22 protein-coding genes are annotated in these 24,174 nt (G+C 74.2%); 18 read left to right on the forward strand and 4 right to left on the reverse strand.

Going from position 1 to position 24,174, the window contains the following annotated elements; genetic code table 11:
* Positions 1-368: 368 nt before the first annotated feature.
* From ACTWP5_RS31115 to ACTWP5_RS31170, 12 genes are all read left to right on the forward strand, one after another.
* Positions 369-2,249: a 3-hydroxyacyl-CoA dehydrogenase family protein gene (locus ACTWP5_RS31115; RefSeq protein WP_443224529.1), complete on the forward strand. Its 1,881-nt coding sequence runs from the start codon at positions 369-371 to the stop codon at positions 2,247-2,249.
* A 55-nt stretch (positions 2,250-2,304) separates the two neighbouring features.
* Positions 2,305-3,099 (forward strand): TetR family transcriptional regulator, encoded by a 795-nt coding sequence (locus tag ACTWP5_RS31120; protein WP_443224530.1) that lies wholly within the window; start codon positions 2,305-2,307, stop codon positions 3,097-3,099.
* A gap of 245 nt (positions 3,100-3,344) precedes the next feature.
* On the forward strand, positions 3,345-4,787 hold the full coding sequence (ccrA, locus tag ACTWP5_RS31125; RefSeq protein ID WP_443224531.1) for a crotonyl-CoA carboxylase/reductase: 1,443 nt from the start codon (positions 3,345-3,347) through the stop codon (positions 4,785-4,787).
* Positions 4,788-6,929, forward strand: coding sequence for a protein meaA (locus ACTWP5_RS31130; protein WP_443224532.1), 2,142 nt, complete (start codon positions 4,788-4,790; stop codon positions 6,927-6,929). It begins immediately after the preceding gene.
* The gene (locus ACTWP5_RS31135; RefSeq protein WP_443224533.1) at positions 6,926-7,909 is read left to right on the forward strand and encodes an HpcH/HpaI aldolase/citrate lyase family protein; all 984 of its coding nucleotides are present in this window, start codon (positions 6,926-6,928) and stop codon (positions 7,907-7,909) included. The genes ACTWP5_RS31130 and ACTWP5_RS31135 overlap by 4 nt, the downstream gene beginning before the upstream one ends.
* A gap of 86 nt (positions 7,910-7,995) precedes the next feature.
* Positions 7,996-8,505, forward strand: coding sequence for a MaoC family dehydratase (locus ACTWP5_RS31140; protein WP_443224534.1), 510 nt, complete (start codon positions 7,996-7,998; stop codon positions 8,503-8,505).
* A gap of 3 nt (positions 8,506-8,508) precedes the next feature.
* Positions 8,509-9,837 carry an acyl-CoA dehydrogenase family protein gene (locus ACTWP5_RS31145; RefSeq protein ID WP_443224535.1) on the forward strand — a complete coding sequence of 443 codons (1,329 nt, stop codon included), beginning with the start codon at positions 8,509-8,511 and terminating at the stop codon, positions 9,835-9,837.
* A gap of 191 nt (positions 9,838-10,028) precedes the next feature.
* On the forward strand, positions 10,029-10,682 hold the full coding sequence (locus ACTWP5_RS31150; protein ID WP_443224536.1) for a phosphatidylserine decarboxylase: 654 nt from the start codon (positions 10,029-10,031) through the stop codon (positions 10,680-10,682).
* A 154-nt stretch (positions 10,683-10,836) separates the two neighbouring features.
* Positions 10,837-11,679, forward strand: coding sequence for a CDP-alcohol phosphatidyltransferase family protein (locus ACTWP5_RS31155; protein WP_443224549.1), 843 nt, complete (start codon positions 10,837-10,839; stop codon positions 11,677-11,679).
* Between the two features lie 204 nt (positions 11,680-11,883).
* Positions 11,884-12,531: an MBL fold metallo-hydrolase gene (locus tag ACTWP5_RS31160; RefSeq protein ID WP_443224550.1), complete on the forward strand. Its 648-nt coding sequence runs from the start codon at positions 11,884-11,886 to the stop codon at positions 12,529-12,531.
* 70 nt (positions 12,532-12,601) lie between these two features.
* Positions 12,602-13,381 carry an exodeoxyribonuclease III gene (locus tag ACTWP5_RS31165; RefSeq protein WP_443224537.1) on the forward strand — a complete coding sequence of 260 codons (780 nt, stop codon included), beginning with the start codon at positions 12,602-12,604 and terminating at the stop codon, positions 13,379-13,381.
* A gap of 124 nt (positions 13,382-13,505) precedes the next feature.
* The gene (locus ACTWP5_RS31170) at positions 13,506-13,931 is read left to right on the forward strand and encodes a DUF6278 family protein (RefSeq protein WP_443224538.1); all 426 of its coding nucleotides are present in this window, start codon (positions 13,506-13,508) and stop codon (positions 13,929-13,931) included.
* A gap of 34 nt (positions 13,932-13,965) precedes the next feature.
* Here the strand turns inward: ACTWP5_RS31170 and ACTWP5_RS31175 are convergent, their stop codons facing one another.
* Both ACTWP5_RS31175 and ACTWP5_RS31180 read right to left on the reverse strand, forming a co-directional pair.
* Complete coding sequence (locus tag ACTWP5_RS31175) at positions 13,966-14,937, reverse strand: GntR family transcriptional regulator (protein ID WP_443224539.1); 972 nt, start codon at positions 14,935-14,937, stop codon at positions 13,966-13,968.
* A 201-nt stretch (positions 14,938-15,138) separates the two neighbouring features.
* Positions 15,139-15,876 carry a hypothetical protein gene (locus ACTWP5_RS31180; protein WP_443224540.1) on the reverse strand — a complete coding sequence of 246 codons (738 nt, stop codon included), beginning with the start codon at positions 15,874-15,876 and terminating at the stop codon, positions 15,139-15,141.
* 181 nt (positions 15,877-16,057) lie between these two features.
* Between ACTWP5_RS31180 and ACTWP5_RS31185 the strand changes: the two genes are divergently transcribed.
* The 4 genes from ACTWP5_RS31185 (at position 16,058) to ACTWP5_RS31200 (ending at position 20,316) form a co-directional block, all read left to right on the forward strand.
* Positions 16,058-17,419 (forward strand): aspartate aminotransferase family protein, encoded by a 1,362-nt coding sequence (locus ACTWP5_RS31185; RefSeq protein ID WP_443224541.1) that lies wholly within the window; start codon positions 16,058-16,060, stop codon positions 17,417-17,419.
* A 28-nt stretch (positions 17,420-17,447) separates the two neighbouring features.
* The gene (locus ACTWP5_RS31190) at positions 17,448-18,179 is read left to right on the forward strand and encodes a sulfite exporter TauE/SafE family protein (protein ID WP_443224542.1); all 732 of its coding nucleotides are present in this window, start codon (positions 17,448-17,450) and stop codon (positions 18,177-18,179) included.
* 73 nt (positions 18,180-18,252) lie between these two features.
* Entirely contained in the window at positions 18,253-19,134 is an 882-nt protein-coding gene (locus ACTWP5_RS31195) for an SAM-dependent methyltransferase (RefSeq protein ID WP_443224543.1), read from the forward strand.
* A gap of 126 nt (positions 19,135-19,260) precedes the next feature.
* Positions 19,261-20,316 (forward strand): alpha/beta hydrolase, encoded by a 1,056-nt coding sequence (locus ACTWP5_RS31200; protein WP_443224544.1) that lies wholly within the window; start codon positions 19,261-19,263, stop codon positions 20,314-20,316.
* Here ACTWP5_RS31200 and ACTWP5_RS31205 read toward each other — a convergent pair.
* Positions 20,220-21,359, reverse strand: a complete 1,140-nt coding sequence (locus ACTWP5_RS31205; RefSeq protein WP_443224545.1) for a LysR family transcriptional regulator — start codon at positions 21,357-21,359, stop codon at positions 20,220-20,222. The two genes, ACTWP5_RS31200 and ACTWP5_RS31205, sit on opposite strands and share 97 nt — an antisense overlap.
* Before the next feature lie 17 nt (positions 21,360-21,376).
* Here ACTWP5_RS31205 and ACTWP5_RS31210 point away from each other — a divergent pair, with 17 nt between their 5' ends.
* Positions 21,377-22,324: a serine hydrolase gene (locus ACTWP5_RS31210; protein WP_443224546.1), complete on the forward strand. Its 948-nt coding sequence runs from the start codon at positions 21,377-21,379 to the stop codon at positions 22,322-22,324.
* A 103-nt stretch (positions 22,325-22,427) separates the two neighbouring features.
* Positions 22,428-23,462: an MBL fold metallo-hydrolase gene (locus ACTWP5_RS31215; protein WP_443224547.1), complete on the forward strand. Its 1,035-nt coding sequence runs from the start codon at positions 22,428-22,430 to the stop codon at positions 23,460-23,462.
* Positions 23,463-23,592: 130 nt separating this feature from the next.
* Here the strand turns inward: ACTWP5_RS31215 and ACTWP5_RS31220 are convergent.
* On the reverse strand, positions 23,593-24,174 hold a 582-nt coding region (locus tag ACTWP5_RS31220; protein WP_443224548.1), incomplete at its 5' end, for a cellulose binding domain-containing protein.

Consider the following 24,174-nt stretch of genomic DNA (forward strand, 5'->3'; position numbering starts at 1 on the left):
TACTCGGCGACGCTGCCGGTGCGCTCGTGACGGGGGCCACAGGGAAACGGTGCGCGGGAGGGGTGGCCACGGAGTTACCCGCGAGTTAATCTGCTCATCAGAGCGGAGCTCCGCTCAGGCGGTTGGTGACGCGGCCGTCGCGTGTGCCCCCCGCCCGTGGTCCGCACGGGCGCGCACACGCCACACCACCGGCACGGCCGGGCCCCGGGACAGGGCCCGGCGCGCCACGGAACCCAACGGAACGCAGCGGATCGGATCCAGCACCCCTCCGGCCGACGCCGGGGCCGGGTCCGCGCACGGACCGTCCGCCGCGCACCGCAGCCCCGCGCCGCGCCGCGCGCGGCCGTCACCCTCCCTGGAGCCCCGCCATGGCCGTGGACCCGTCGCCCCCGTCCCCCCTCCCCACCCCCGACTCCGCGCCCCACCTGCCGACCGTCGCCGTCGTGGGCCTCGGCACCATGGGCACCGGCATCGCCGAGGTGCTCACCCGGTCCGGACGCGAGGTGATCGGCATCGACACCAGCGAGGAGGCCGTCCGCCTCGCCCCCGCCGCGCTGGCCCGTTCCACCGCCCGCGCCGTGGCGCGCGGCCGGCTCACGGCCGCCGAGCGACGCGACGCGCTCGCGCGGCTGCGCACCTCCACGGCGCTGTCCGAGGCCGCCCCCGCCGACCTCGTCATCGAGGTGATCGACGAGGACTACGCCCGCAAGCGCGAGGTGTTCCGCGCGCTCGACGGGATCGTCCGCCCGGAGACCGTCCTCGCCACGGGCACCAACGCGCTGCCCGTCACACGCCTGGCCGCCGAGACCGCGCACCCCGCACGCGTGCTCGGCCTGCACTTCTTCCACCCCGTCCCCGTGATGCGGCTGGTCGAGGTGGTCTCCTCGGTGCTCACCTCCCCCGCCGCGGTGGCCGCCGCCACCCGCCTGGTGCGGGAGCTGGGCAAGGAGCCGCTGCCCGCGGGGGACCGTCCGGGGTTCCTCGCCGACGGGCTGCTGTTCGGCTACCTCAACCGGGCCGCCGCCATGTACGAGTCGCGGTACGCCACCCGCGAGGACATCGACGCCGCGATGCGTCTGGGCTGCGGGCTGCCGATGGGCCCCCTCGCGGTGCTCGACCTGGTCGGCGTCGACACCGCCCGCACGGTGCTGACCGCGCTCCACGAGCACACCGGCGACCGGCTGCACGCCCCCGCGCCCGTGCTGGGACAGCTCGCGGAGGCCGGCATGACCGGCCGCAAGGCGGGGCGCGGCTTCTACACCTACGACGGCCCCCACAGCGGCCGCGTGATCCCGGACGCCCTGACCCCGACTCCCCCGAACCCCGACGCCCCGAACCCCGACGTCCCGAGCCCGGGGACCGTGGCGCCGGAGGACCGGGCGCGTCCGGTCACGGCCGTCGGCGTCGTGGGCTCGGGCACCATGGCCACCGGCATCGCCCAGGTCCTCGCCCTCGCCGGTTACCGGACCACCCTCGTCGCGCGCGAGACGGCCAGGGCCCGCGCCGCGACCGGCCGCGTCGCCGCCTCCCTCGACCGGTCCGTCGCCAGGGGCCGCCTCACCGAGGAGGCCCGCGACGCGGCGCTCGCGCTGCTGCGGCCCGCCACCGGGCTCGACGCGCTGGCCGGGGCCGACCTGGTCGTCGAGGCGGTGGCCGAGGACCTGGCGCTCAAACGGGAGGTCTTCGCCGCGCTGGACCGCGCCTGCCGGCCCGGCGCGGTGCTGGCCACCACGACCTCCTCGTTGCCGGTCATCGCCTGTGCCCGCGCCACCTCCCGCCCCGAGGACGTCGTCGGCATGCACTTCTTCAACCCCGCCCCCGCGATGCGGCTGGTCGAGGTCGTCCGCACCGTGCTGACGGGGGACGCCGCCCACGCCACCGCGCGGGCCGTGTGTCTCGCCGCCGGCAGGCACCCGGTGGAGTGCGGGGACCGCGCCGGCTTCATCGTCAACGCCCTGCTCTTCCCGTACCTGAACAGCGCGGTGCGGCTGGTGCAGGAGCACTACGCCACGCCCGAGGCGGTGGACGCGGCGATGCGGCTGGGCGGCGGGTACCCGATGGGGCCCTTCGAACTCCTCGACGTCGTCGGCCTGGACGTCTCCCTGGCCATCGAGGACGTGCTGCACCGCGCGTTCCACGAGCCCTCGCTGGAGCCGGCCCCGCTGCTGCGGCAGCTGGTGCGGGCCGGGTGCCTCGGCCGCAAGACGGGCCGCGGCTTCCACGAGTACGCGTCGCCCGCCCGCGCGTGACCAGCGCCGTCTGGCCAGGCCGTCGTGCCCACCGTGCGCGGGAGGCCGATGTGAGATGGGATACGTTCGCAGCATGGCCCAGCCCGTGAAGACCGACCGAACGAACGCCTCGTCCCAGCGCCTGAAGATGCGCCGCCAACTCGCCGCGGCGGCGATGGAGCTGTTCGCGACGCGCGGTTACGCGGCCACCACCGTGGACGACATCGCCGCCGCCGCCGGGGTCGCCCGCCGGACCTTCTTCCGCCACTTCCGCTCCAAGGAGGAGGCGATCTTCCCCGACCACGACGACACGCTGGTGCGCGCCGAGGCCGTGCTCGACGCGGCTCCGGCGCACGAGCACCCGATCGACACGGTCTGCCGCGGCATCAAGGAGGTCATGAGGATGTACGCGGCCTCCCCCAGCGTCTCCGTCGAGCGGTACAAGCTGACCCGCGAGGTGCCGGCGCTGCGGGAGCGCGAGATCGCCTCGGTGGCCCGCTACGAGCGGCTCTTCACGCGGTACCTGCTGGAGCGGTTCGACGAGAACTCCCACCACGGCGACGAGCCGCTGCTGGCGGAGGTCGCCGCCTCCGCCGTGGTGACGGCCCACAACCACGTGCTGCGGCGCTGGCTGCGGCGGGACGGACGGGGCGACGTCGAGGCGGAGCTCGACCACGCCTTCGCGATCGTGCGCCGCACCTTCGGCGCGCTGCCGACCCTCGGCGGGCCCACCGCGTCCGTGTCCCCGGCTCCCGCCGCGGTGACCTCGACGCGCGGCGAGGTGCTCGTGACGGTGGCGCGCACCGACGCGCCGTTGAGCGAGGTCATGCGCACCATCGAGGAGGCGCTGCGCGGCCGGGACGGCCTTTAGAGGCTGTCCCTCTCCCCCGCCGGGCCTGTCACCAGGGGCATCGCTCATCCGCGATGCCCCTGGTGACATCTGAGCGAAATTAGTGACACCCAGTGCCTTGTCTTCAGGCACGCCGTGCCATACCGTCGTCGCATCATCCGGGCCCTGTCCCCCGCCGCCGCGCGGACGCCCGGAAGGCCGCGTCACCACACAACCGCCACCGGACCGACGACACCCGTCGTCCCCCCAAGCGTTCGGAGGCACCCATGAAGGAGATCAAGGACGCGATCGCCGCGCTGGAGGACCCCGGCCGCGCGCCGACGGACCCCGCGGAGTTCGCCGCGCTGCCCCTGCCCGAGTCCTACCGCGCCGTGACCGTGCACCGCGACGAGACCGAGATGTTCGCCGGGCTGCCCGGCCACCAGAAGGACCCCCGCCGCTCCCTCCACCTCAACGAGGTGCCCGTGCCCGCGCTCGGCCCCGGCGAGGCGCTCGTCGCGGTCATGGCCAGCTCCATCAACTACAACACCGTGTGGACCGCGCTGTTCGAGCCGGTGCCCACCTTCGCGTTCCTGCGGCGCTACGGCCGGCTCTCCCCGCTCGCCGCCCGCCACGACCTGCCCTACCACGTCGTCGGCTCCGACCTGGCCGGTGTGGTGCTGCGGACCGGGCCCGGCGTGACGGCCTGGCACCCGGGCGACGAGGTCGTCGCCCACTGCCTGTCGGTCGAGCTGGAGGCGGCCGACGGCCACGGCGACACCCTGCTCGACCCCGAGCAGCGGATCTGGGGCTACGAGACCAACTTCGGCGGCCTCGCCGAGATCTCCCTGGTGAAGGCGAACCAGCTGATGCCGAAGCCCCGCCACCTCAGCTGGGAGGAGGCCGCCTCCCCCGGACTGGTCAACTCCACCGCCTACCGCCAGCTCGTCTCCAGGAACGGCGCCGGCATGAAGCAGGGTGACAACGTGCTGGTCTGGGGCGCCACCGGCGGACTCGGCGGCTACGCCACCCAGCTGGCACTGGCCGGCGGCGCCACGCCCGTGTGCGTCGTCTCCAGCGAGGCCAGAGCGGAGCTGTGCCGCCGCATGGGCGCCGAGGCCGTCATCGACCGCGCGGCCGAGGGGTACCGCTTCTGGCGCGACGAGGAGACCCAGGACCCCGCCGAGTGGCGGCGGTTCGGCTCCCGCATCCGCGAGCTGACCGGCGGCGAGGACGTCGACATCGTCATCGAACACCCGGGCCGGGAGACCTTCGGCGCCAGCGTCTACGTCACCCGCAAGGGCGGCACGATCGTCACCTGCGCCTCCACCTCCGGCTACCAGCACACCTACGACAACCGCCACCTGTGGATGAACCTCAAGCGGATCGTCGGCTCGCACTTCGCCACCTACCGCGAGGCGTGGGAGGCCAACCGCCTGATCGCCAAGGGCAGGATCCACCCGACGCTCTCGAGGACCTTCCCCCTCCGCGAGGCCGGCCAGGCGGCCCACGAGGTCCACCGCAACCTGCACCAGGGCAAGGTCGGCGTCCTCGCCCTCGCCCCCCGCGAGGGCCTGGGCGTCCGCGACCACGCCACCCGAGAGCGCCACCTGGCCGCCATCAACCTCTTCCGGACGACGCCCGACGCGGCCCACGGCGACGCCGGGCGCCACGACGAGGCCACCCCCCGCCGCGGCACGGCGTCCCGCACCGAGGCGGAGGCGGCGTAGATGGCGGGACCACGCCGCGACCGGCCGTGGCTGATGCGCACCTACGCCGGCCACTCCACCGCCGAGTCGACCAACGAGCTCTACCGCCGCAACCTCGCCAAGGGCCAGACCGGCCTGTCCGTCGCCTTCGACCTGCCCACCCAGACCGGATACGACCCCGACCACGTCCTGGCGCGGGGCGAGGTCGGGCGCGTCGGCGTCCCCGTCGCCCACCTCGGCGACCTGCGGCGGCTCTTCGACGGCATCCCGCTGGCGGAGGCCAACACCTCGATGACCATCAACGCCACCGCCATGTGGCTGCTGGCGCTGTACGTCACCGCCGCCGAGGAACAGGGCGCCGACCCCGCCGCCCTGCGCGGCACCACCCAGAACGACATCGTCAAGGAGTACCTCTCCCGCGGCACCCACGTCTTCCCGCCGGGCCCCTCCCTCCGCCTGACCACCGACCTCGTCGCCTACGGCCTCCACCACCTGCCGCGCTGGAACCCGATCAACGTCTGCGGCTACCACCTCCAGGAGGCGGGCGCCACGCCCGTGCAGGAGATCGCCTACGCGACGGCCACCGCCGTCGGCGTGCTCGACGCGGTCCGCGCCTCGGGCCAGGTCCCGCCGGAACGCCTCGGCGAGGTCGTCGGCCGCCTGTCGTTCTTCGTCAACGCCGGGGTCCGCTTCGTCGAGGAGATGTGCAAGATGCGGGCGTTCGCCCGCGTCTGGGACCGGGTCACCCGCGAGCGCTACGGCGTGGCAGACCCCCGCCAGCGGCGCTTCCGCTACGGCGTGCAGGTCAACTCCCTGGGCCTGACCGAGGCCCAGCCGGAGAACAACGTGCAGCGCATCGTGCTGGAGATGCTCGGCGTCACCCTCTCCAGGGACGCCCGCGCGCGGGCCGTCCAGCTGCCGGCGTGGAACGAGGCGCTCGGACTGCCGCGCCCCTGGGACCAGCAGTGGTCCCTGCGGATCCAGCAGGTGCTGGCTGAGGAGAGCGACCTGCTGGAGTACGACGACCTCTTCGCCGGCAGCCACGTCGTGGAGGCCACGACCGAGGCGATGGCGGCACAGGCGTGGGAGGAGATCGAGCGGGTGCTGGAGATGGGCGGCGCGCTGGCGGCCGTGGAGTCCGGATACCTCAAGTCCGAGCTCGTCGCGGCCCACACCCGCCGTCGCGCCCGCGTCGAGGCGGGCGAGGAGCGGATCGTCGGCGTCAACTGCCACACCGCGACCGAGCCGAGCCCGCTCACCGCCGACCTCGACACGGCGATCCTCACCCCCGACCCCGCCGCCGAGGCCCGGGTGCTGGACGAGCTCGGCCGGTGGCGTGCCCGGCGCGACGCCACCGCGGCGCGCGTCGCGCTCGCCGACCTCAGGCGCGCCGCGGAGGGCACCGCCAACCTCATGCCCGCCACCCTGGCCTGCGCCCGCGCCGGCGTCACCACCGGGGAGTGGGCCGAGGCGCTGCGGGAGGTCTTCGGCGAGTACCGCGCCGCCACGGGCGTGGGCGGCGCGCCGGTGACGGCGCCGGCCGCGTCGGGGCCCGAACTGGCCGCCGTGCGCCGCGCCGTCGCCGCCACCGCGGCCGAGCTGGGCGTGGACCGGCTGCGGCTCCTGGTCGGCAAGCCGGGGCTCGACGGGCACAGCAACGGCGCGGAGCAGATCGCGGTCCGCGCCCGTGACGCCGGCTTCGAGGTGGTCTACCAGGGCATCCGGCTCACGCCGGAACAGCTGGCCGCCTCCGCCGTCGCCGAGGACGTCCACTGCGTGGGGCTGTCGATCCTCTCCGGCTCCCACTCCGCGCTGGTGCCCCAGGTGCTCGACCTGCTGCGGGCCGCCGACGCGGGCGAGGTGCCCGTCGTCGTCGGTGGCATCATCCCGCCCGCCGACGCCGCGGCGCTGCGGTCCGCCGGGGTGGCGGCGGTCTTCACCCCGAAGGACTTCGGTATCACGGAGATCATCGGCCGGATCGTCGAGGAGATCCGCGCCGCCCACCGGCTCGCCCCACCCGGCGACCAGGACCACACCACGACGGCCCCCACCAACGACACCACGACCACCGACACCGACACCGACACCGCAGCCCACAGCACGGCCCACACCCCGATCCCCGACCCCGACCCCGACCCCGACCCCGAGGAGACCACCCCATGACCGACGCCGCCGGAACCGCCGCCACGCCGCGCCCGCAGCGCCCCCGCCGCTCCTGCCTGGCGGTCCCCGGCAGCAGCCCGCGCTTCCTCGAGAAGGCCCAGGGTCTGCCGGCCGACATGGTCTTCCTCGACCTGGAGGACGCCTGCGCCCCGCTGGCCAAGGAGGGGGCCAGGCACGCCGTCGTCGAGGCCCTCACCCAGGGCAGCTGGGGGGAGAAGGCCCGCGTGGTGCGGGTCAACGACTGGACCACCCACTGGACCTACCGCGACGTGATCACCGTCGTCGAGGGCGCCGGGGAGAGCCTCGACTGCCTGATGCTGCCCAAGGTGCAGGAAGCCGCCCAGGTGACCGCCCTCGACCTGCTGCTGACCCAGCTGGAGAAGGCCCTCGGCCTGCCGGTGGGCCGCATCGGCGTCGAGGCGCAGATCGAGAACGCGCGCGGCCTGGTCAACGTCGACGAGATCGCCGCCGCCTCCCCGCGCCTGGAGACGATCGTCTTCGGCCCCGCCGACTTCATGGCCTCGATCTCCATGCGGACCCTCGTCGTCGGCGAGCAGCCGCCCGGCTACCCGGCCGACGCCTACCACTACATCCTGATGCGGCTGCTGATGGCCGCCCGCGCCCACGGCCTCCAGGCCGTCGACGGCCCCTACCTCCAGGTCAGGAACGTGGACGGCTTCCGCACGGTCGCGCGGCGCTCCGCGGCGCTCGGCTACGACGGCAAGTGGGTGCTGCACCCGGACCAGATCGAGGCCGCGAACGAGATCTTCTCGCCCACGCAGGAGGACTACGACCACGCCGAGCTGATCCTCGACGCCTACGCGTACGCCACCTCGGCCGAGGGCGGCGCTCGGGGCGCGGCGATGCTCGGCGACGAGATGATCGACGAGGCCAGCCGCAAGATGGCGCTGGTCATCGCCGGCAAGGGCCGCGCCGCCGGCCTGCGCCGCACCAGCGCCTTCGAGCCCCCGACGGCGTGAGGAAGCGCCGTGACGGCGTCCCCTCCCCCACCGCCTCCCGCCACCGCCCGCCCCTCCCTCTCCCCGATCCCGTCCGGAGGACACCCGTGGAGTTCGGTCGCACCTTCGAAGAGTTCACCGTCGGCGACGTGTACCGGCACTGGCCGGGCAAGACGATCACCGAGTACGACGACCACCTGTTCTGCCTGCTCACCATGAACCACCACCCCCTCCACCTCGACGCGCACTACGCGCGGCACACGGCCGACTTCGGCCGCAACGTGGTGGTCGGGGCGTACGTCTACTCCCTGCTGCTCGGCATGTCCGTGCGGGACGTCTCGGGCGCCGCCATCGCCAACCTGGAGGTGTCCTCGCTCCGGCACCTGGCGCCGACCTTCCACGGCGACACCCTCTACGGCGAGACCACCGTGCTGGAGAGGAAGCCCTCCCGCTCCAAGCCCGACCGCGGCGTGGTGACCGTCGAGACCCGCGGCGTGAAGCAGGACGGCACCGTCGTCTGCGTCTTCCGGCGCAGCGTGATGGTGCCCACCGCGACCTACCTGAAGGAGAACGGCGGCACGCAGCCCGGCCGCCCCGAGCCGCGCGAGGAGGCGTAGGAGATGACGAACGGCACGAGCACAGGCACGAGCACAGGCACGAGCACGGGCACGGGCACGGGCACGGGCACGAACGGGGGCCGGAGGCGGGGCGTCCCCAGGGGCGTCCCCAGGGACGCGGGCCGGCTGGCGCGCACCGAGGGCCTGACGGAGGTCCAGCGCGAGATCCTCGCCACCGTGCGCGCCTTCGTCGAGCGGGAGATCCTGCCGGTCGCCACCGAGCTGGAACACGCGGACGCCTATCCGACCGAGATCGTCGCGGGGCTGAAGGAGCTCGGCCTGTTCGGCCTGATGATCCCCGAGGAGTACGGGGGCCTGGGCGAGTCCCTGCTCACCTACGCGCTGTGCGTGGAGGAGATCTCCCGCGGCTGGATGAGCGTCTCCGGCATCGTCAACACCCACTTCATCGTGGCCTACCTGCTCCAGCACCACGGCACGCCCGAGCAGCGCGCGCACTTCCTGCCGCGGATGGCCACCGGCGAGGTGCGCGGCGCGTTCTCCATGTCCGAGCCGGGCCTCGGCTCGGACGTCGCGGCGATCACCTCCCGGGCCGTGCGGGCCGACGACGGCAGCGACACGTTCCTGCTCACCGGCCAGAAGATGTGGGTCACCAACGGCGGCACCGCCAACCTGGTCGCGGTCCTGTGCCGCACCGACCCCGCCGGCGACGACGTGCCGCCCCACCGCTCGCTGACGGCCTTCCTGGTCGAGAAGGAGCCCGGCTTCGGGGAGGTCCGCCCCGGCCTGACCGTCCCCGGCAGGATCGAGAAGATGGGCTACAAGGGCGTCGACACCACCGAGCTGGTCATGGACGGCCTGCGGATACCCGCCGACCGGGTCCTGGGCGGCACCACGGGGCGCGGCTTCTACCAGATGATGGACGGCGTCGAGGTGGGGCGCGTCAACGTCGCCGCCCGCGGCTGCGGCGTCGCGCTGCGTGCCTTCGAGCTGGCCATCGCCTACGCCCAGCAGCGCCACACCTTCGGCCGGCCCATCGCGGAACACCAGGCCGTGGCGTTCCGACTGGCCGAGATGGCCACCAAGGTCGAGGCCGCCCACGCCCTGATGGTCCGGGCCGCCCGCGCGAAGGACAGCGAGGGCCGCGGCGACCTCGCGGCCGGCATGGCGAAGTACCTGGCGGCCGAGTACTGCAAGGAGGTCGTGGAGGGTTCCTTCCGCATCCACGGTGGGTACGGCTTCTCCCGGGAGTACGAGATCGAACGGCTCTACCGGGAGGCGCCCATGCTGCTCATCGGCGAGGGCACCGCCGAGATCCAGAAGATGATCATCGGGCGCCGGCTGCTGGAGGTCTACCGCGACCACCAGGCGTGACGCCGGCCCGCGGGCCTGACAGAGGACTGCCACGCCATGCCGGGGCATGACCGGACATGTCCCCGCCGTGCGGGCGGGAGTTGTGGCCGTGACCGGCCCGCTGGCTTGCCCTGTCGTGGCCCGGCACCTATAGCATTCGAGTAGCCGTCTCGTTCCGCAAGGTGCGGCTATTCACACGACAAAGGTCTCCCATGCCCCTGCCTCACCGCTCTTCCCCGCTTCCCGCCGCCCGGGTGCGGCTGGCGCGCGGCGCCTCGCCGTGGCTGGTGCCGACCCTGGCCGCCGCCGCCGTCAGCGTGGTCCGCGCCCGCCGGTCCGGCCGCTGGGCCGTGGCCGCCGTTCCCACGACCGCGCTGGCCGCGGGCATGCTGTGGTTCTTCCGCGACCCGGAGCGCGAGATCAGTCAGGGGCGGGTGATCTCCCCCGCCGACGGCGTGGTGCAGAGCATCGTGCCGTGGCACGACGGGCGCACCAGGGTGGCGATCTTCATGAGCCCGCTGAACGTCCACGTCAACCGCGCCCCGCTCGCGGGCACCGTGACCTCCGTCGAGCACGTCCCCGGCGGATACGTTCCGGCGTTCGACAAGGAGAGCGAGAACAACGAGCGCGTCGTCTGGCGCCTGGACACCGAGCTCGGCGAGATCGAGATGGTGCAGATCGCCGGCGCCGTGGCGCGGCGCATCGTGCCGTACGTGACCCAGGGCACCAAGGTCGAGCAGGGCCAGCGGATCGGGCTGATCCGCTTCGGCTCGCGCGTCGACGTCTACCTGCCGCAGGGCGTCGAGCCCGCCGTCGAGGTCGGGCAGCGCACCACCGCGGGGGTGACCCGCCTTGACCGCGATTAAGAGCGCGATGAGGAGACGGACCGCCCGCCGCGCCCGCGCCGGCCACGAGGTCCACGAGGCCCACGACGGCGAGGACGTCGACGCTCGGCACGTCGACGCGCGGAGCGACTTCTCCGGCATCGCCGGAGTCGGCGAGATGGGAAGCCTCGGCCGGATGGACCCGACCGACCGCCTGGACCGGATGGACCGGATGGGCGACGACGAGGACGACGACATGCCGCTGTCCATGCGGCTGTCGATAGCGGACACGCTGACCCTGTCGAACGCCACCTGCGGCTTCCTCGCCGTGTACTTCACGACCACGGGCGTGCTGATCCCGCACCTGACCAACAGCGGCGACGCCGGCGTGGTGCGGAACAACGCCGCCACCGCCGTGCTGCTCATGCTGCTGGCGTCCGTCTTCGACCTGTTCGACGGCCTGGTCGCGCGGCGGCTGCGCAGCTCCGCCATGGGCGCCGAGCTGGACAACCTCTCCGACCTGATCAGCTTCGGCCTGGCCCCGGCGTACTTCGTGCTGGTGTGGGGCATGGTCGTCGGCGACGTGCACGAGCCGCTCTCCGCCCTCGCGGCGATCACGGTGCTGCTGGCCGTGGTGCTACGGCTGGCGAGATTCTCGTGCGTGAGCACGCCCAACGGCGTCTTCCAGGGCATGCCGAGTCCCTTCGGCGCGCTGACCGTGGTCTCGATCGTGCTGCTCGAACTGCCCTTCACGCCGACCCTGCTCGCGATCATCGGCGTGGCCTGGCTCATGGTGAGCCGGGTGGAGTACCCGAAGCCCCGCGGCCCGCTGGCCGGCGCGATGCTCTGCTGGATCCTGCTGAGCATGACGCTCCTGGCCGCCTGGGCCTTCGACGCCCCCGGCGGGGAGCTGATGCTCCAGACCGGCTGCTCGCTCCAGCTGGTGCTGGGCGCCGTCATCCCCCTGTTCGCCACCGCACGGCGGGTGAACGCCTTCCGCGACCACCGGCGCGAGGCACGCGCGGGCGCGGAGTCGTAGGGCGGCGTCGCGAGGCGGCTCGTAGGGCGGCGTCGCACGCCCGCACCGTGGGCCGCGGCGAAGCCAGCCGCACGGACCGCCGCACGCCCCTCGAAAGCCCGTCGCGAGCCCGGCCGTCTCCGGCCACGGGCCACCGCGCCGGCCGCCGGTCGGCCGCTGTCGGTGGCCCGTAGCAGAATGACGGGCATGGCAGACACCGACGGCATCCAGCTCACGAAGAAGGGGCACGCCTGTGTCCGGCTGACCAGGGGCGGCCGGACACTCGTGATCGACCCGGGCGGCTTCAGCGAGGCGGACGCGGCCACCGGAGCCGAGGCCCTGCTCGTCACCCACGAGCACCCCGACCACTTCGACGAGGGCCGGCTGCGCGCCGCCCTGGACGCTGATCCCGCCACCCGGCTGTGGACGGTCCGCGGCGTCGCCGAGCGGCTGAGCGCCGCCTATCCCGGGCGGGTGCACGAGGTCGGCGAGGGCGACACCTTCCGCGCCGCCGGCTTCGACGTCGAGGTCCACGGCCAGCTGCACGCCGTGATCCACCCGGACATCCCCCGCGTCGCCAACGTCGGCTTCGCGTTGGATGACGGTGCGGTCTTCCATCCCGGGGACGCCCTGACGGACCCGGGTCGGCCGGTGCGGACGCTGCTGCTGCCGGTCCACGCCCCGTGGAACCGGTTCGCCGAGATCGTGGACTACGTCAGGCAGCTCGCCCCCGCCCGCGCCCTCGCCGTCCACGACGGCCTGCTCTCCGACGCCGGCCACGCCGTCTACGGGCGCAACCTCGGCCCCCAGGGTCCGGGGCTGGGCGGGGCCTCGTACGCGAGGCTCGCCCCGGGAGAGGCCACGACCGCCTGAGCGGGCGCCCGACCACCGCCAGAACACCGCCAGACCACCGCCAGACCGACGAGACGACAGGGCTCGACCGATGCGCATCGCCACGTGGAACATCAACTCGATCACCGTCCGGCTGGAACGGCTCCTGGCCTGGCTGGAGAGCAGCGGCACGGACGTGCTCTGCCTACAGGAGCTCAAGTGCACGCCCGAGGCGTTCCCCGCCGCGCCGCTGCGCGAGCTCGGGTACGAGGCGGCGTTCGAGGCGTCCGGCCGGTGGAACGGGGTGGCGATCCTCTCCCGCGTCGGCGTCGAGGACGTCAGGCGCGGCCTGACCGACGCGCCGGCGTACGAGGACGTGGTCGAGCCCCGCGCGATCGGCGCCACCTGCGGCGGTGTCCGCCTGTGGTCGGTGTACGTGCCCAACGGCCGCGAGGTCGGGCACCCACACTTCGCGTACAAGCTGCGGTGGCTGGCCGCGCTGCGTGCCACGGTCGCCGCGGACGCCGCGGACGGCACCCCCTTCGCCGTCCTCGGCGACTTCAACGTGGCCCCCGCCGACGAGGACGTGTGGGACGTCTCGCTCTTCGAGGGAGCCACGCACGTCACCGAGGCCGAACGGGCGGCGGTGGCGGCGCTCGGCGACGCGGGCCTGAGCGACGTCACGCCGCGCCCCCTGAAGTACGACCGGCCCTTCACGTACTGGGACTACCGGCAGCTGTGCTTCCCGAAGAACCGCGGCATGCGCATCGACCTGGTCCTCGGCAACGCGCCGTTCACCTCCGCCGTGAAGGACGCGTACGTCGACCGCGAGCAGCGCAAGGGGAAGGGCGCCTCGGACCACGCGCCCGTGGTCGTCGACCTCCAGCCCTGACGGGCTCCCGGCGCGGCCCGACGCGCCACGGAGCGTGGGACATTGCCGTTTTGTTGCGCCGTATTGCCACAGGTTGCCGCGCGCCGGTGGTGCCGGAGGGGTGCGAGGTGTCACCCTGTGGACTATGGACATCCCTTTCCTGGACAGATGGCGCAAGCGACCGGCGACCGATGCCGGGGGCGTCTGGACTGATCCCGAAGGGGTCGGCGAGTTGCTCGCCGAATGTGAACTGCTGCGTGTCCGCGCCGCGAGCGAGGGCCTGAGCCTCAGTGACGACGGTCCGGAGGATCTGGCCGCCCTCGACCAGCTGCTGCCCCGCTGGCGCGACGACCCGGACGAGCTGGACTGGCTGGGCAACGACGCCGGCCTGTACCTCGGCACGGTCATCGTCCGCACGGTGCCCGGCGCCCACTGGGGCCCCGGACCGGAGGGCCCGGTGGTCGTCATGGCCTCGGGACGGGAGGTCGACGTCGTCACCGCCGGCCGACAGTGGGCCGACACCGGCGCCCCGGAGCTCTCCCAGATCTACGCCGAGGTCTCCGAGAGCTGACCGACCCGGCCGGCGGGCGCGATCCCCTCCCGGGTCACTCACCGAAGGGGATCGCGTACTCCAGGCGCCAGCGGTCGCCTAACATCACCGTGTCCGAGGTCTCCACGGCCCGGCCGTCCGCCGCGTAGTGGGTGCGTTCCACCGAGGTGAGGCACTGCCCCAACGCGCAGCCGAGCGCCTCGGCCTCGGGACTGGTCGCCGGGCGCGACCCGACGCGTTCCCGGGCCCGCACGACGCGGATGCCGATCGCCGCGAACCGCCGTCGCACACCGCGCCGCGCGTAGGGTCCGCGTTCGGGAAAGGCGACCTGGGTGCCCTCGGTGAGAGCGAGCGGCTCCCAGCTGGTGGTCAGTTGCAGCGGACGGCGGTCCGCCAGGTACTCGTACTGGGTGCACATCACGGGCTCGCCGGGGGTGAGCCCGAGCCGTTCGGCGATGCCAGGCGGCGCCACGGTGGTGCTGGAGGTGGCCTCCCAGTCCACCTCGACCTCCACCGCCGTCTCCCCCTCGACCGCCGTCTCCCCCTCGGCCGCCCCGGCCGCCGCCACGCCCCGCCGTGTTCGCGTCCCGCCCGCCCCGTTCAGCCGGCCGGCCGCGAGCGGCCCGGCGGGGCCCGGGTGCGTCGGGCCCTCGGCGGGACCCGCCGGCGTCCGCCCGGCCGTGCCGCCGGCCGCGCCGTTCGCGGGCCCGCGACCCACCCGATCGTGGAGGGGCCCGTCGAGGCTGACCCGGGCCGGCAGCGGGGAGTCGGGCCCGTCGGCGGTGCGCAGCAGCGCGCCGATCGGCGCGCGGTCGCTGACGAAGACCCCTTTTCCGAACCGCCCGGTGGCGTATCCGGCGGCCTTGAGCACCCGCACCGCCCGGTCCACCGTCTGGTCGCTCGCGGCGTAGGTCCGCTTCAGCTCGGTCCTGGAGGGAAGCCGCGCCCCCACCCCGAGCATGCCCTCGTCGATCTGTCGTCGCAGGTCGTCAGCGATCCGCTGGTACACCGGCCGGGTGTCGCCCATCCCGTCTCCTCTCCGCGCGGCTCCGCGCCCTCGCGTGCCCGAAGCACAGGCCCTCCCTAGCCCTACGTACCCGGCCCCGCGGGCAACTTCACGTCATGGGGTCACGGGGCGTCAGAGTCACTCACCCGAGGTCACCTCTCGGGGCCGGACTCCGGAGGGCGCGGGCTGCGGATCGCGCGGCGGATCAGCGGCGGCCGAGGGTCACTTGCCCGCGGAGAGCTTCGGCTGCGGGACGGTCGCGGACTTGGTGACGTCCTTGACGAGCTCGACGACGTCCGGGCCGTACGCCTGGGAGTTGACGACCTTCAGCAGCAGGCAGAAGTTGCCCCCGGAGCCGTACTTGCGCGCCAGCCGCACGTTGTGCTTGGCGAGGTACCGGGCGGCGGCCTGCTGCGTGATCGACCGCTGGCCACAGGCGAGGAAGACGGGACGGCCCTGCTGTCCCGCGGTGAGCCGCGCCAGCAGCACGTGCTCCACCGAGCCGTTCTCCAGCCGGTACCGCTCGCTGCCGATGACGAAGGCCCCGCGGTCCGGCCCCGGGTCGGCGTCGGTGTTGACCGAGACGCCCGGCAGCAGCGAGTACAGGTGGGCGCCCATGCGGCGGTTGGCCACCGGGCCGCCGATGCAGAACTCCGTGCGCTCACCGAAGCTCTGCTGCGCGCTCTCCCCCGATATCACCTGCGCCTTGGCGTGGCAGTTCTTGATGACGGCGGCGAGCTCCAGCATCGCGAAGACGTCGTTGCGCGCCACCGCGCCGTCGGTGCTGGTGTCCCGGCTGACGACCATCACGCACTCGGAGTTGTCCGGCAGGCCGAAGAACTCCTGGAGGCGGCGCAGGGAGCGGTCGGCGCGGTACCCGCGGGCGGTCCAGCCCAGGGCGAGCGCGACGAGGGCGGTCGCCGCCACCGCGACGACGAAGGTGAGCAGGTCGGCTTCCATGGCCGGGGACTCTACCCGCAGCCGGAAGCCGACCGACAGGGCCGTGCGACCCCGGCGCCGGCCGGTCACGGGCCGGAGCCGGGCCGGGCCGGCGGCGCCCGCGGCGTTACGCGGCGGCCCGAGCCGGGGTACGTTACGGCTCCGACACGGACGAGCCACACCGAACGCGTCAGGAGCGCCCATGCCGCCCAGCCACGACCATGACGGACCCGGCCGGCACGCGGCCCTGCACGCGCGGCACCGCGCCGTGATGCCCGACTGGCTCACCCTCCTCTACGAGCGGCCCATCGAGATCAGCCACGGCGAGGGCCGCCACGTCTGGGACGCCGAGGGCCGGCGTTACCTCGACTTCTTCGGCGGCATCCTCACCACCATGACCGCCCACGCCCTGCCCGAGGTGACGCGGGCCGTCGCCGAGCAGGCCGGGCGGATCCTCCACAGCTCCACGCTCTACCTCAACGGCCCCATGGTCGAACTGGCCGAGCGGATCGCCGAGCTGTCCGGCATCCCCGACGCCCGCGTGTTCTTCACCACCTCGGGCACCGAGGCCAACGACACGGCGCTGCTGCTGGCCACGGCCCACCGCGGCTCCAACCAGGTCCTGGCGATGCGCAACGGCTACCACGGCCGGTCGTTCTCGACGATCGGCGTCACCGGCAACGCCGCCTGGTCGCCGACGAGCCTCACACCCCTACAGACCTTCTACCTCCACGGCGGCGTCCGCGGCCGCGGCCCGTTCGCCGGCCTGTCGGACGACGCGTTCGTCGCCGCCTGCGTCGACGACCTCCGGGACCTGCTGGCGCAGACCAGGGGCCCCGTCGCCGCGCTCCTGGCCGAGCCGGTGCAGGGTGTGGGCGGCTTCACCCACGGCCCCGACGGCCTGTTCGCCGCCTTCCGCGAGGTGCTGGACGAGCACGGCATCCTGTGGATCAGCGACGAGGTGCAGACCGGCTGGGGCCGCACCGGCGACCACTTCTGGGGCTGGCAGGCCCACGCCGCCGCCGGGCCGCCGGACATGCTGACGTTCGCCAAGGGCATCGGCAACGGCATGTCCGTCGGCGGCGTCGTGGCCCGCGCCGAGGTGATGAACTCCCTGGACGCGAGCTCCGTGTCGACCTTCGGCGGCAGCCCCGTCACGATGGTCGCCGGCCTGGCCACCCTCGACCACCTCCTCGCCCACGACCTCCAGGGCAACGCCCGGCGCGTCGGCGGCCTGCTCCTGACGCGGCTGCGCGAGGGCACCGCCGGGCTGTCGACGGTGCGCGAGGTGCGGGGGCGTGGACTGATGATCGGCGTCGAGCTGGTGCGGCCGGGCACCAACGAGCCGAGCCCCGAGGCGACCGCGTGGGCGCTGGAGGCGGCGCGCGAGGCCGGGCTGCTCGTCGGCCGCGGCGGCGGCCCCGCCGGCACGGCGCTGCGGGTCGCGCCACCGCTGAGCCTCACCCGCGAGGAGGCGGAGGAGGGCGCCGAACTGCTGGTGTCAGCCCTCGCGGAGGTCGAGAAGCGCCTGCTGGGGGAGGCCGGCCGAGCGGCGAGGCCGTGACGTGTGGCCATGACGTAGGGTCCCTCGGGTGGTCGACGGGCTGGGTGGGACGGAGTGGGCGCTGCTCGGCGTCGCCGCGCTGCTGGTCGGCCTCGCGAAGACGTCCGTCGGCGGCGTCGCGGCGATCAGCGTCGCGCTCTTCGCGAGCGTGCTGCCCGCCCGCGAGTCCAGCGGCGCGCTGCTCCCGCTGCTGATCCTCGGCGACGTGCTGGCGGTCAGCGCCTACCGGCGGCACGTGGAGTGGCGCGCGCTGCTGCGGCTCTTCCCGTCGGTGGCGGTGGGCGTGCTGCTCGGGGTCGTCTTCGTCGCGCGGGTCGACGACACCGTCATGCGGCGCACCATCGGCGCCATCCTGCTGGCCGTGGTGGCCGTCCACCTGTGGCGCCGCCGCCGGCCCGCGGCCGAGCCGGGTCGCTGGCGGGCGATGGTCTACGGCCTGCTGGCCGGCTTCACCACGATGGTCGCCAACGCCGGCGGCGCCGTCATGTCGCTCTACCTGCTGTCCGCCGGCTACGACAAGATGCGTTTCCTCGGCACCGCCGCGTGGTTCTTCTTCCTGGTCAACCTCTTCAAGGTGCCCTTCAGCGCGCAGCTCGGGCTGATCTCCGCCGACTCGCTCACTCTCAACGCGGCCCTGGCCGGGGCCGTGCTGCTCGGCGGCGTCGTCGGCAGGCTGCTGGTCAAGCGGCTCGACCAGCAGCGGTTCGAGCAGGTGGTGCTGTTCTTCACCGTCGTCTCCAGCCTGAACCTGCTGCGGTGAGACGCCCCCCGAACCCCGCGGGGCGAGGGCGGGTTACCGTGGGCGCCGTCGCACCCTCACAGGAAGGTGTCCCATGGGAGTCAGCGGGAGAGCGGACGAGTCCGGCAGCGCCTCGCGGTGGGGGTGGGCGACGGCCGACCCCGGGTACGCGCCGGCGGAGGTCGACACCTCCCGGCCCAGCGTCGCGCGGGTCTACGACGCCTGCCTGGGCGGCAAGGACAACTACGCCGTCGACCAGGCCGTCGTCGCCGAGCTGCGCGAGGTCGCGCCCTCGGCCGTCGCGGCGGCCCACGTCAACCGCGCCTTCCTGGTCCGCGGCGTGCGGTACCTCGCCGAGCAGGGCATCGACCAGTTCCTCGACATCGGCTCGGGCCTGCCGACCGCCCAGAACACCCACCAGGTCGCCCAGGCCGTCAACCCCGACGCCCGCGTCGTGTACGTCGACAACGACCCGATCGTGCGGGCCCACGGCCAGGCGCTGCTGGCCCGCAACGACTCCACCCGGGTCGTCGAGGCGGACCTCCTCGACGTCGAGGGCGTGTTGGGGCACCGGAACGTGACCGGTTTCCTCGACTTCTCCCGGCCCGTCGCGCTGCTGATGCTCGCCGTCGTCCACCACGTGCGGGACGAGGACGACCCCCACGGCATGGTCGCGGACTACGTCAGCCACCTCGCGCCGGACAGCCACCTGTTCCTCTCCCACGCGTGCAGCTCCTTCTTCGAGGCACCCGCGGTGCAGGAGGACATGGCGCGGGCGCAGGACGTGATGGTCAGGGCCCTGGGTCGGGGGTACATGCGCGAGGAGGCGGAGATCGTGGCGCTCTTCGACGGGCTCGACCTGCTGGAGCCCGGCGTGGTGCTCCTGCCGCGCTGGCGGCCCGAGGGGGCGGTGTCGGAGCCGCTGGACGCCAGCGAGTTGGTCGCCATCGGCGGCATGGCCCGCAAGCTCCCCTGACCGGCCGGCCCGGCCGGGGCCGGGCTGCCCGCGGCCGGCGGGCCGGCGGGCCGCGTCGCGGGGCCACCGGTGGGGAAGAAGGGACGGCGGGACACCACAGGGGCCACCGACCAGAAGGGAACCCCCATGCCACCCGAGCTGCCCGACCCCTCCGCCAGACCCGAGCCGGCCGCGGCCTCCCGCCGCCTCGTCCTCGCCGGCGGCGCCGGCCTGACCGCCGCCTCGCTCCTCCCCCTCGGCGCCGGCGCCGCGCACGCCGACCCCGCCACGCGCCGTGGCCGTGCCCGGGTCGTCGGCGAGAAACGCCTCGACGCGCGCACCCTCGACCTGACGATCGACTCGCCCGCCCTCGGCACCACCGCCACCGTCCGGCTGCTGCTGCCACCCGGCTGGACACCCGGCCGCCGCCGCACCTGGCCCGTGCTGTACCTGCTCCACGGGGCGTGGGACGACTACACCTCGTGGACCCGCTCCACCGACGTCGCCGCCCTCACCGAGGGCACCGGCCTGCTGGTCGTCATGCCGGAGGCCGGCCGCGCCGGCTTCTACAGCGACTGGTGGAACGGCGGCGCGGGAGGCGCCCCGCGCTGGGAGACCTTCCACCTCGGCGAGGTGCGGCACCTCCTGGAGCACGGGTACGGCGCGGGGCGCGCCCGTGCCGTGGCGGGCCTGTCGATGGGCGGCTTCGGCGCCGTCTCCTACGCCGCCCGCCACCCCCGGATGTTCCGCGCCGCCGCCTCGTTCAGCGGTGTCGCCCACCCGCCGTACACCGGCCCGCACGAGCCGAGCCCCTACGACGGGCCCCGGTTCGTCTCGATGATCCTGGAGTCCAACGGCTTCGACCCGTCGGCGCTGTGGGGCGACCCGGTGGAGCAGGCCGAGGTGTGGGCCGCGCACTCCCCCGTCGACCTCGCGGCGCGGCTCGCGCGCGTCCCGGTCGTCGTCTCCAGCGGCAACGGCCAGCCCGGCCCGCTGGACGCGCCGGGAACCCCGGCGGACCGGGACGTCGAGCCGCTGTGCGAGCTGATGTCGCAGACGCTGGTGACGCGGCTGCGCCAGGAGGGCGCCGACCTCACGGCCCGTCTCTACGGCCCCGGCACCCACACCTGGCCGTACTGGGAGCGGGAGCTGCACGCGGCGTTCCCGCTGCTGGTGGACGCGGTCGGCGCGACCCGCGCCTGAGCCGACGGGACGTCGCGGGTGGTGCCCCGGACCGCCGGCGGCCCGGCGCCGCCGGCGTCCCGGCCGGCGTGGGGGGCGTAGACCACCGACCAGGGGCCCGGCACCCGTGGCGTCGCGAGCGGTGCCGGGGCGGCCGGGGTGCCGGCCGCCCCGAGCACCTCGGCGGCGACCTCGGCGAGTCGCGGCGCCGCCGGGTGGCCAGACGCCTCGGGCCAGGCCGCCGAGACCCGGGCGTGCAGCGGGTCCCCGGCCAGGGGGCGCCACGTCACCCGCGGCTGCCGGCGCGCTGCCTCGCGGGTCGTCAACGCCACGCCGTGGCCCGCGAGCACGAGCCCCAGCTGGAAGTCGGGATGACGGCCGTGGCGGACGCGGGGCGGCACGTAGCCGTGGTCGCGGCACACGGCGAGCAGTTCGTCGTACCACTCGGGGGCCGCGTCGCGCGGGAAGAGCACGAGGTCGAGGCCGGCGAGGTCGGCCAGCGCCACCTCGCGGGAGGCGGGCAGGGCGAGCGGGGCGTCCCGGGGCAGGACCGCCCCGAGCGGCTCGGCGACGACGGGCCCGAGCCGTAGCCGACGCGACGCGGCGCGCGGCAGGGGGTGGGGGACGAGGCCCACGTCGAGGCGGGCGTCAGCCAGCATGCGCAGCTGTTCCGCGCCACTGAGCTCGTGAGGCTCCAGCTGGAGGCCGGGGGCTTCGGCGGACATCCGGCCCACCACCTCCCGCAGCACGGTGACGGGCAACTCGGGCGGCACTCCCACCCGCAGCGTGCCCCACGCGCCCTCGTGGGCGGTCCGCAGCCGCGCGCGCAGCCGCTCCTCGGTGGCGAGCAGGGCCGGCGCCTCCGTCGCGAGGAGCCGTCCCGCGGGGGTGAGGTCGATCCGGCGCCTGGTGCGGTCGAACAGGTCCACGCCGAGCTCGCGTTCGAGCCGCTGGACCGACTGGCTCAGCGCCGGCTGCGCGATGCCGAGGGTCTCGGCGGCGCGACCGAAGTGCAGCTCCTCGGCGACGACGAGGAAGTACCGCAGGTGGCGGGAGAGGTCCATGGGGAGACCATAGGCGTATGACAGGCGAGTCACTCATCGGGAACCACACCACCGGCACGGCCGCCGACGGCGGGGAGGGCGCGGCCGGTGAGGTCGCGCGGGTCTTCGCCGAGGCCGGGGTCGTCGGCCACCTCCACGCGCGCGACCTCGCCGACGACCGGCAGGTCGCCCTCGCCGCCGACGAGCAGGTCGTGATCGCGTCGATCGTCAAGGTGCTGCTGGTCCTGGAGTTCGCCCGTCAGGTCGTGGCCGGCGTGCTGGACCCGACCGAGCGGGTCGTGGTGCGCGCCGAGGACCGGCTGGGCGGCTGGGGCGTGGCGGGCTGCGCCGACGACGTCGAGCTCTCGCTGCGCGACCTGGCGTACTTCGCGATGTCGGTGAGCGACAACACCGCGGCCGACGTGCTGCTGCGGCGCGTCGGGCCCGACGTCCTACCGCTGCTGGCCACCGAGCTCGGGCTGGAACGCACCCGGGTCGTCGGTGGCCCGCGCCAGCTGCTGGAGACGATGCTCGCCGACGTCGGCGCCCGCGACGGCGCCGAGTTCGCCCGTGTCTTCCCCGGGCTGGACGCGGAACGGGTGCGGGCGATGCGGGTGTTCGATCCCGAGCACACGACGTCCAGCACGGCCCGGGAGGTCACGCGGCTGATGGCCCTGGTGTGGCGCGACGAGGCCGGCCCGCCATCGGCCTGCGGCCTGGTGCGCGAGCTCATGCGCCACCAGGTCTTCTTCACCCGGCTCGCGTCCGGCTTCCCGCCCGGCGTGGAGGTGGCGGCGAAGACCGGGACGCTGCCGGGACTGCACATGGAGGCGGGGGTCGTCACGTATCCGGACGGGGGCCGGTACGCCGTCGCCGTCTTCGCCGCCACACGAGGGCTCGCCGCGCGGCGGATCGACGTCGATCTGGCGATCGGCCGGGCGGCGCGTGTGGCGGTCGACGCCCTGCGCGCCGCCGCGCGCGACTGACGCCCCGCGCCCCCGGTGACCAGGTGCGATACGCGCTCGCCTATCGGTGGAGAGGTGGAATGATCTTGGACGGTGGCGGCGGTGGGGTGGTTGGGTGCGCGGCATGGACGACAGCACCCATGACCCCGTCGACGGCGACGACTCCGCCCGACGCCCCCGCCGCTCCCGCTTCACCCGCCGCGGCTTCCTGCGCACCGTGACGGCCGGCACCGCGCTGGCCACGGCGGGCGTCGGGACCTACGCCGCGACCGCCGAGACCGTCCACTCCGCCGACGCGGCCTCCGCCGGCGACGGCGCGGCGCGCACGGCGACGTTCCGCTGGCTCGGCACCTCCGGCTGGCGTGTGGACGTCGGAGAGCGGACGCTGCTGGTGGACCCGTTCGTCAGCCGCTTCTCGACCGGCCTGTTCGACGGAACCTTCGACCCCGACACGGAACTGACCGTGGACGAGGACGCCCTGGCCGCCCACGCCGGTAGCCCGGAGACGATCCTCGTGACGCACTCCCACTGGGACCACTTCAACGACGTGCCGCACCTGGCCCACACCACGGGCGCCCGCGTCCTCGGCACCCTGACCACCCACCACCTCGCGCTCGCCTACGACGTGGACCCGGCGCAGGCCGTGCCGGTCAGGGGCGGCGAGGTGCTGGACTTCGGCGACTACGTCGTGGAGGTCGTCGACTCCCTGCACAGCCGCAACGCCTCCTACTCGATGGCGTTCCCCGGGGTGCGGCTCTCCCGCCCGAAGCGGCCCCGCACCATCGCCGACCTGCCGGAGGGCGACACCCTGGCGTTCCAGGTGACGGTCGCGGGCGGTGGGCCGTCGGTCTTCTTCATGGGGGCCAGCGACTTCGCCGAGCGGAACCTGCGCGGCCTGCGCCCTGACGTCGCGATGGTGGCGCTGCCGTCGAGCGACGTGACGCCCGACTACGTTCCCCGGCTGCTGCGGGCGCTGGACCACCCGGCGACGGTGGTGCCGGTCCACTGGGACACGTTCGAGGCCCCGCTCACCAATCCCCCGCCGGCCACGGACGACGCCCGGCGGCGGCTGGACGACCTCCTCGCGGACGTCGCGCGCGTCTCGCCGGACACCACCGTCGTGGTCCCGGAGTACCTGACGCCGTACTCCTTCGCCTGACGCGTCCGGCGAGGACGCGTCGCCCGACCGTTCGCCGACCGTTGGCCGACTGTGCGCCCGGTCCCGCCCCGGCTTTCGGCCGGGGAGGGACCGTCCTGCGCGGGGTCGCGACACCGGGCGGGGCCTGGCGTCAGGAGGCGGAGCAGGTGAGTCCGCTCGGCTCCGCGGTGCCGCCGGAGACGACGAACCCGAACGTGACGGAGCCGCCCGCCGCGAGGGTGCCGTTCCATGGCGTGTTCGTCACCGTGACAGCGCCGCTCGTCCCGCTGTTGACGCCGTTCCAGAGGTTGCTGACGGACTGACCCAAGGCCAGGCGCAGGCCGACCTCCCAGCCGCTGGTCGCGGTGGAGCCCACGTTCTGGACCGTCACCTCGCCCTGGTAACCGCCGGCCCAGCTGTTGACGGTCTCGTAGCCGACCTCACAGCCGTCCGGGTTTCCGCCGCCGGTGTCACCCTCCGTCGTGCCCTGGCTGGTGCCCTGCGACGTGCCCGTGCTGGTACCGGTGCTGGTACCGGTGCTGGTGCCGGTGCTCGTCCCCGTGCTCGTGCCGGTGCTCGTCCCCGTGCTGGTGCCACCGCCGTCCGTCAGGTTCGGGGTCTGCCAGTTCCACATCCGCTGTGGGTTGTCGCGGGAGGAGATCCGTATCTCGCCGGGGCCGTTGCCCGTGCCGGTGAGGAAGGCCTGGATGCTCTGTTGGAGGGGTGTGCGCCA

The organism is Streptomyces sp. 4N509B, from assembly GCF_052245655.1.
In the GTDB taxonomy this organism is placed as follows: Bacteria; Actinomycetota; Actinomycetes; order Streptomycetales; family Streptomycetaceae; genus Streptomyces.

Coding starts and splice junctions, on each gene's coding strand:
- ACTWP5_RS31115 (WP_443224529.1), top strand. CDS start 369: ATGGCCGTGGACCCGTCGCCCCCGTCCCCCCTCCCCACCCCCGACTCC.
- ACTWP5_RS31120 (WP_443224530.1), top strand. CDS start 2,305: ATGGGATACGTTCGCAGCATGGCCCAGCCCGTGAAGACCGACCGAACG.
- ccrA (WP_443224531.1), top strand. CDS start 3,345: ATGAAGGAGATCAAGGACGCGATCGCCGCGCTGGAGGACCCCGGCCGC.
- ACTWP5_RS31130 (WP_443224532.1), top strand. CDS start 4,788: ATGGCGGGACCACGCCGCGACCGGCCGTGGCTGATGCGCACCTACGCC.
- ACTWP5_RS31135 (WP_443224533.1), top strand. CDS start 6,926: ATGACCGACGCCGCCGGAACCGCCGCCACGCCGCGCCCGCAGCGCCCC.
- ACTWP5_RS31145 (WP_443224535.1), top strand. CDS start 8,509: ATGACGAACGGCACGAGCACAGGCACGAGCACAGGCACGAGCACGGGC.
- ACTWP5_RS31150 (WP_443224536.1), top strand. CDS start 10,029: ATGCCCCTGCCTCACCGCTCTTCCCCGCTTCCCGCCGCCCGGGTGCGG.
- ACTWP5_RS31155 (WP_443224549.1), top strand. CDS start 10,837: ATGGACCCGACCGACCGCCTGGACCGGATGGACCGGATGGGCGACGAC.
- ACTWP5_RS31165 (WP_443224537.1), top strand. CDS start 12,602: ATGCGCATCGCCACGTGGAACATCAACTCGATCACCGTCCGGCTGGAA.
- ACTWP5_RS31170 (WP_443224538.1), top strand. CDS start 13,506: ATGGACATCCCTTTCCTGGACAGATGGCGCAAGCGACCGGCGACCGAT.
- ACTWP5_RS31175 (WP_443224539.1), bottom strand. CDS start 14,937: ATGGGCGACACCCGGCCGGTGTACCAGCGGATCGCTGACGACCTGCGA.
- ACTWP5_RS31180 (WP_443224540.1), bottom strand. CDS start 15,876: ATGGAAGCCGACCTGCTCACCTTCGTCGTCGCGGTGGCGGCGACCGCC.
- ACTWP5_RS31185 (WP_443224541.1), top strand. CDS start 16,058: ATGCCGCCCAGCCACGACCATGACGGACCCGGCCGGCACGCGGCCCTG.
- ACTWP5_RS31195 (WP_443224543.1), top strand. CDS start 18,253: ATGGGAGTCAGCGGGAGAGCGGACGAGTCCGGCAGCGCCTCGCGGTGG.
- ACTWP5_RS31200 (WP_443224544.1), top strand. CDS start 19,261: ATGCCACCCGAGCTGCCCGACCCCTCCGCCAGACCCGAGCCGGCCGCG.
- ACTWP5_RS31205 (WP_443224545.1), bottom strand. CDS start 21,359: ATGGACCTCTCCCGCCACCTGCGGTACTTCCTCGTCGTCGCCGAGGAG.
- ACTWP5_RS31210 (WP_443224546.1), top strand. CDS start 21,377: ATGACAGGCGAGTCACTCATCGGGAACCACACCACCGGCACGGCCGCC.
- ACTWP5_RS31215 (WP_443224547.1), top strand. CDS start 22,428: ATGGACGACAGCACCCATGACCCCGTCGACGGCGACGACTCCGCCCGA.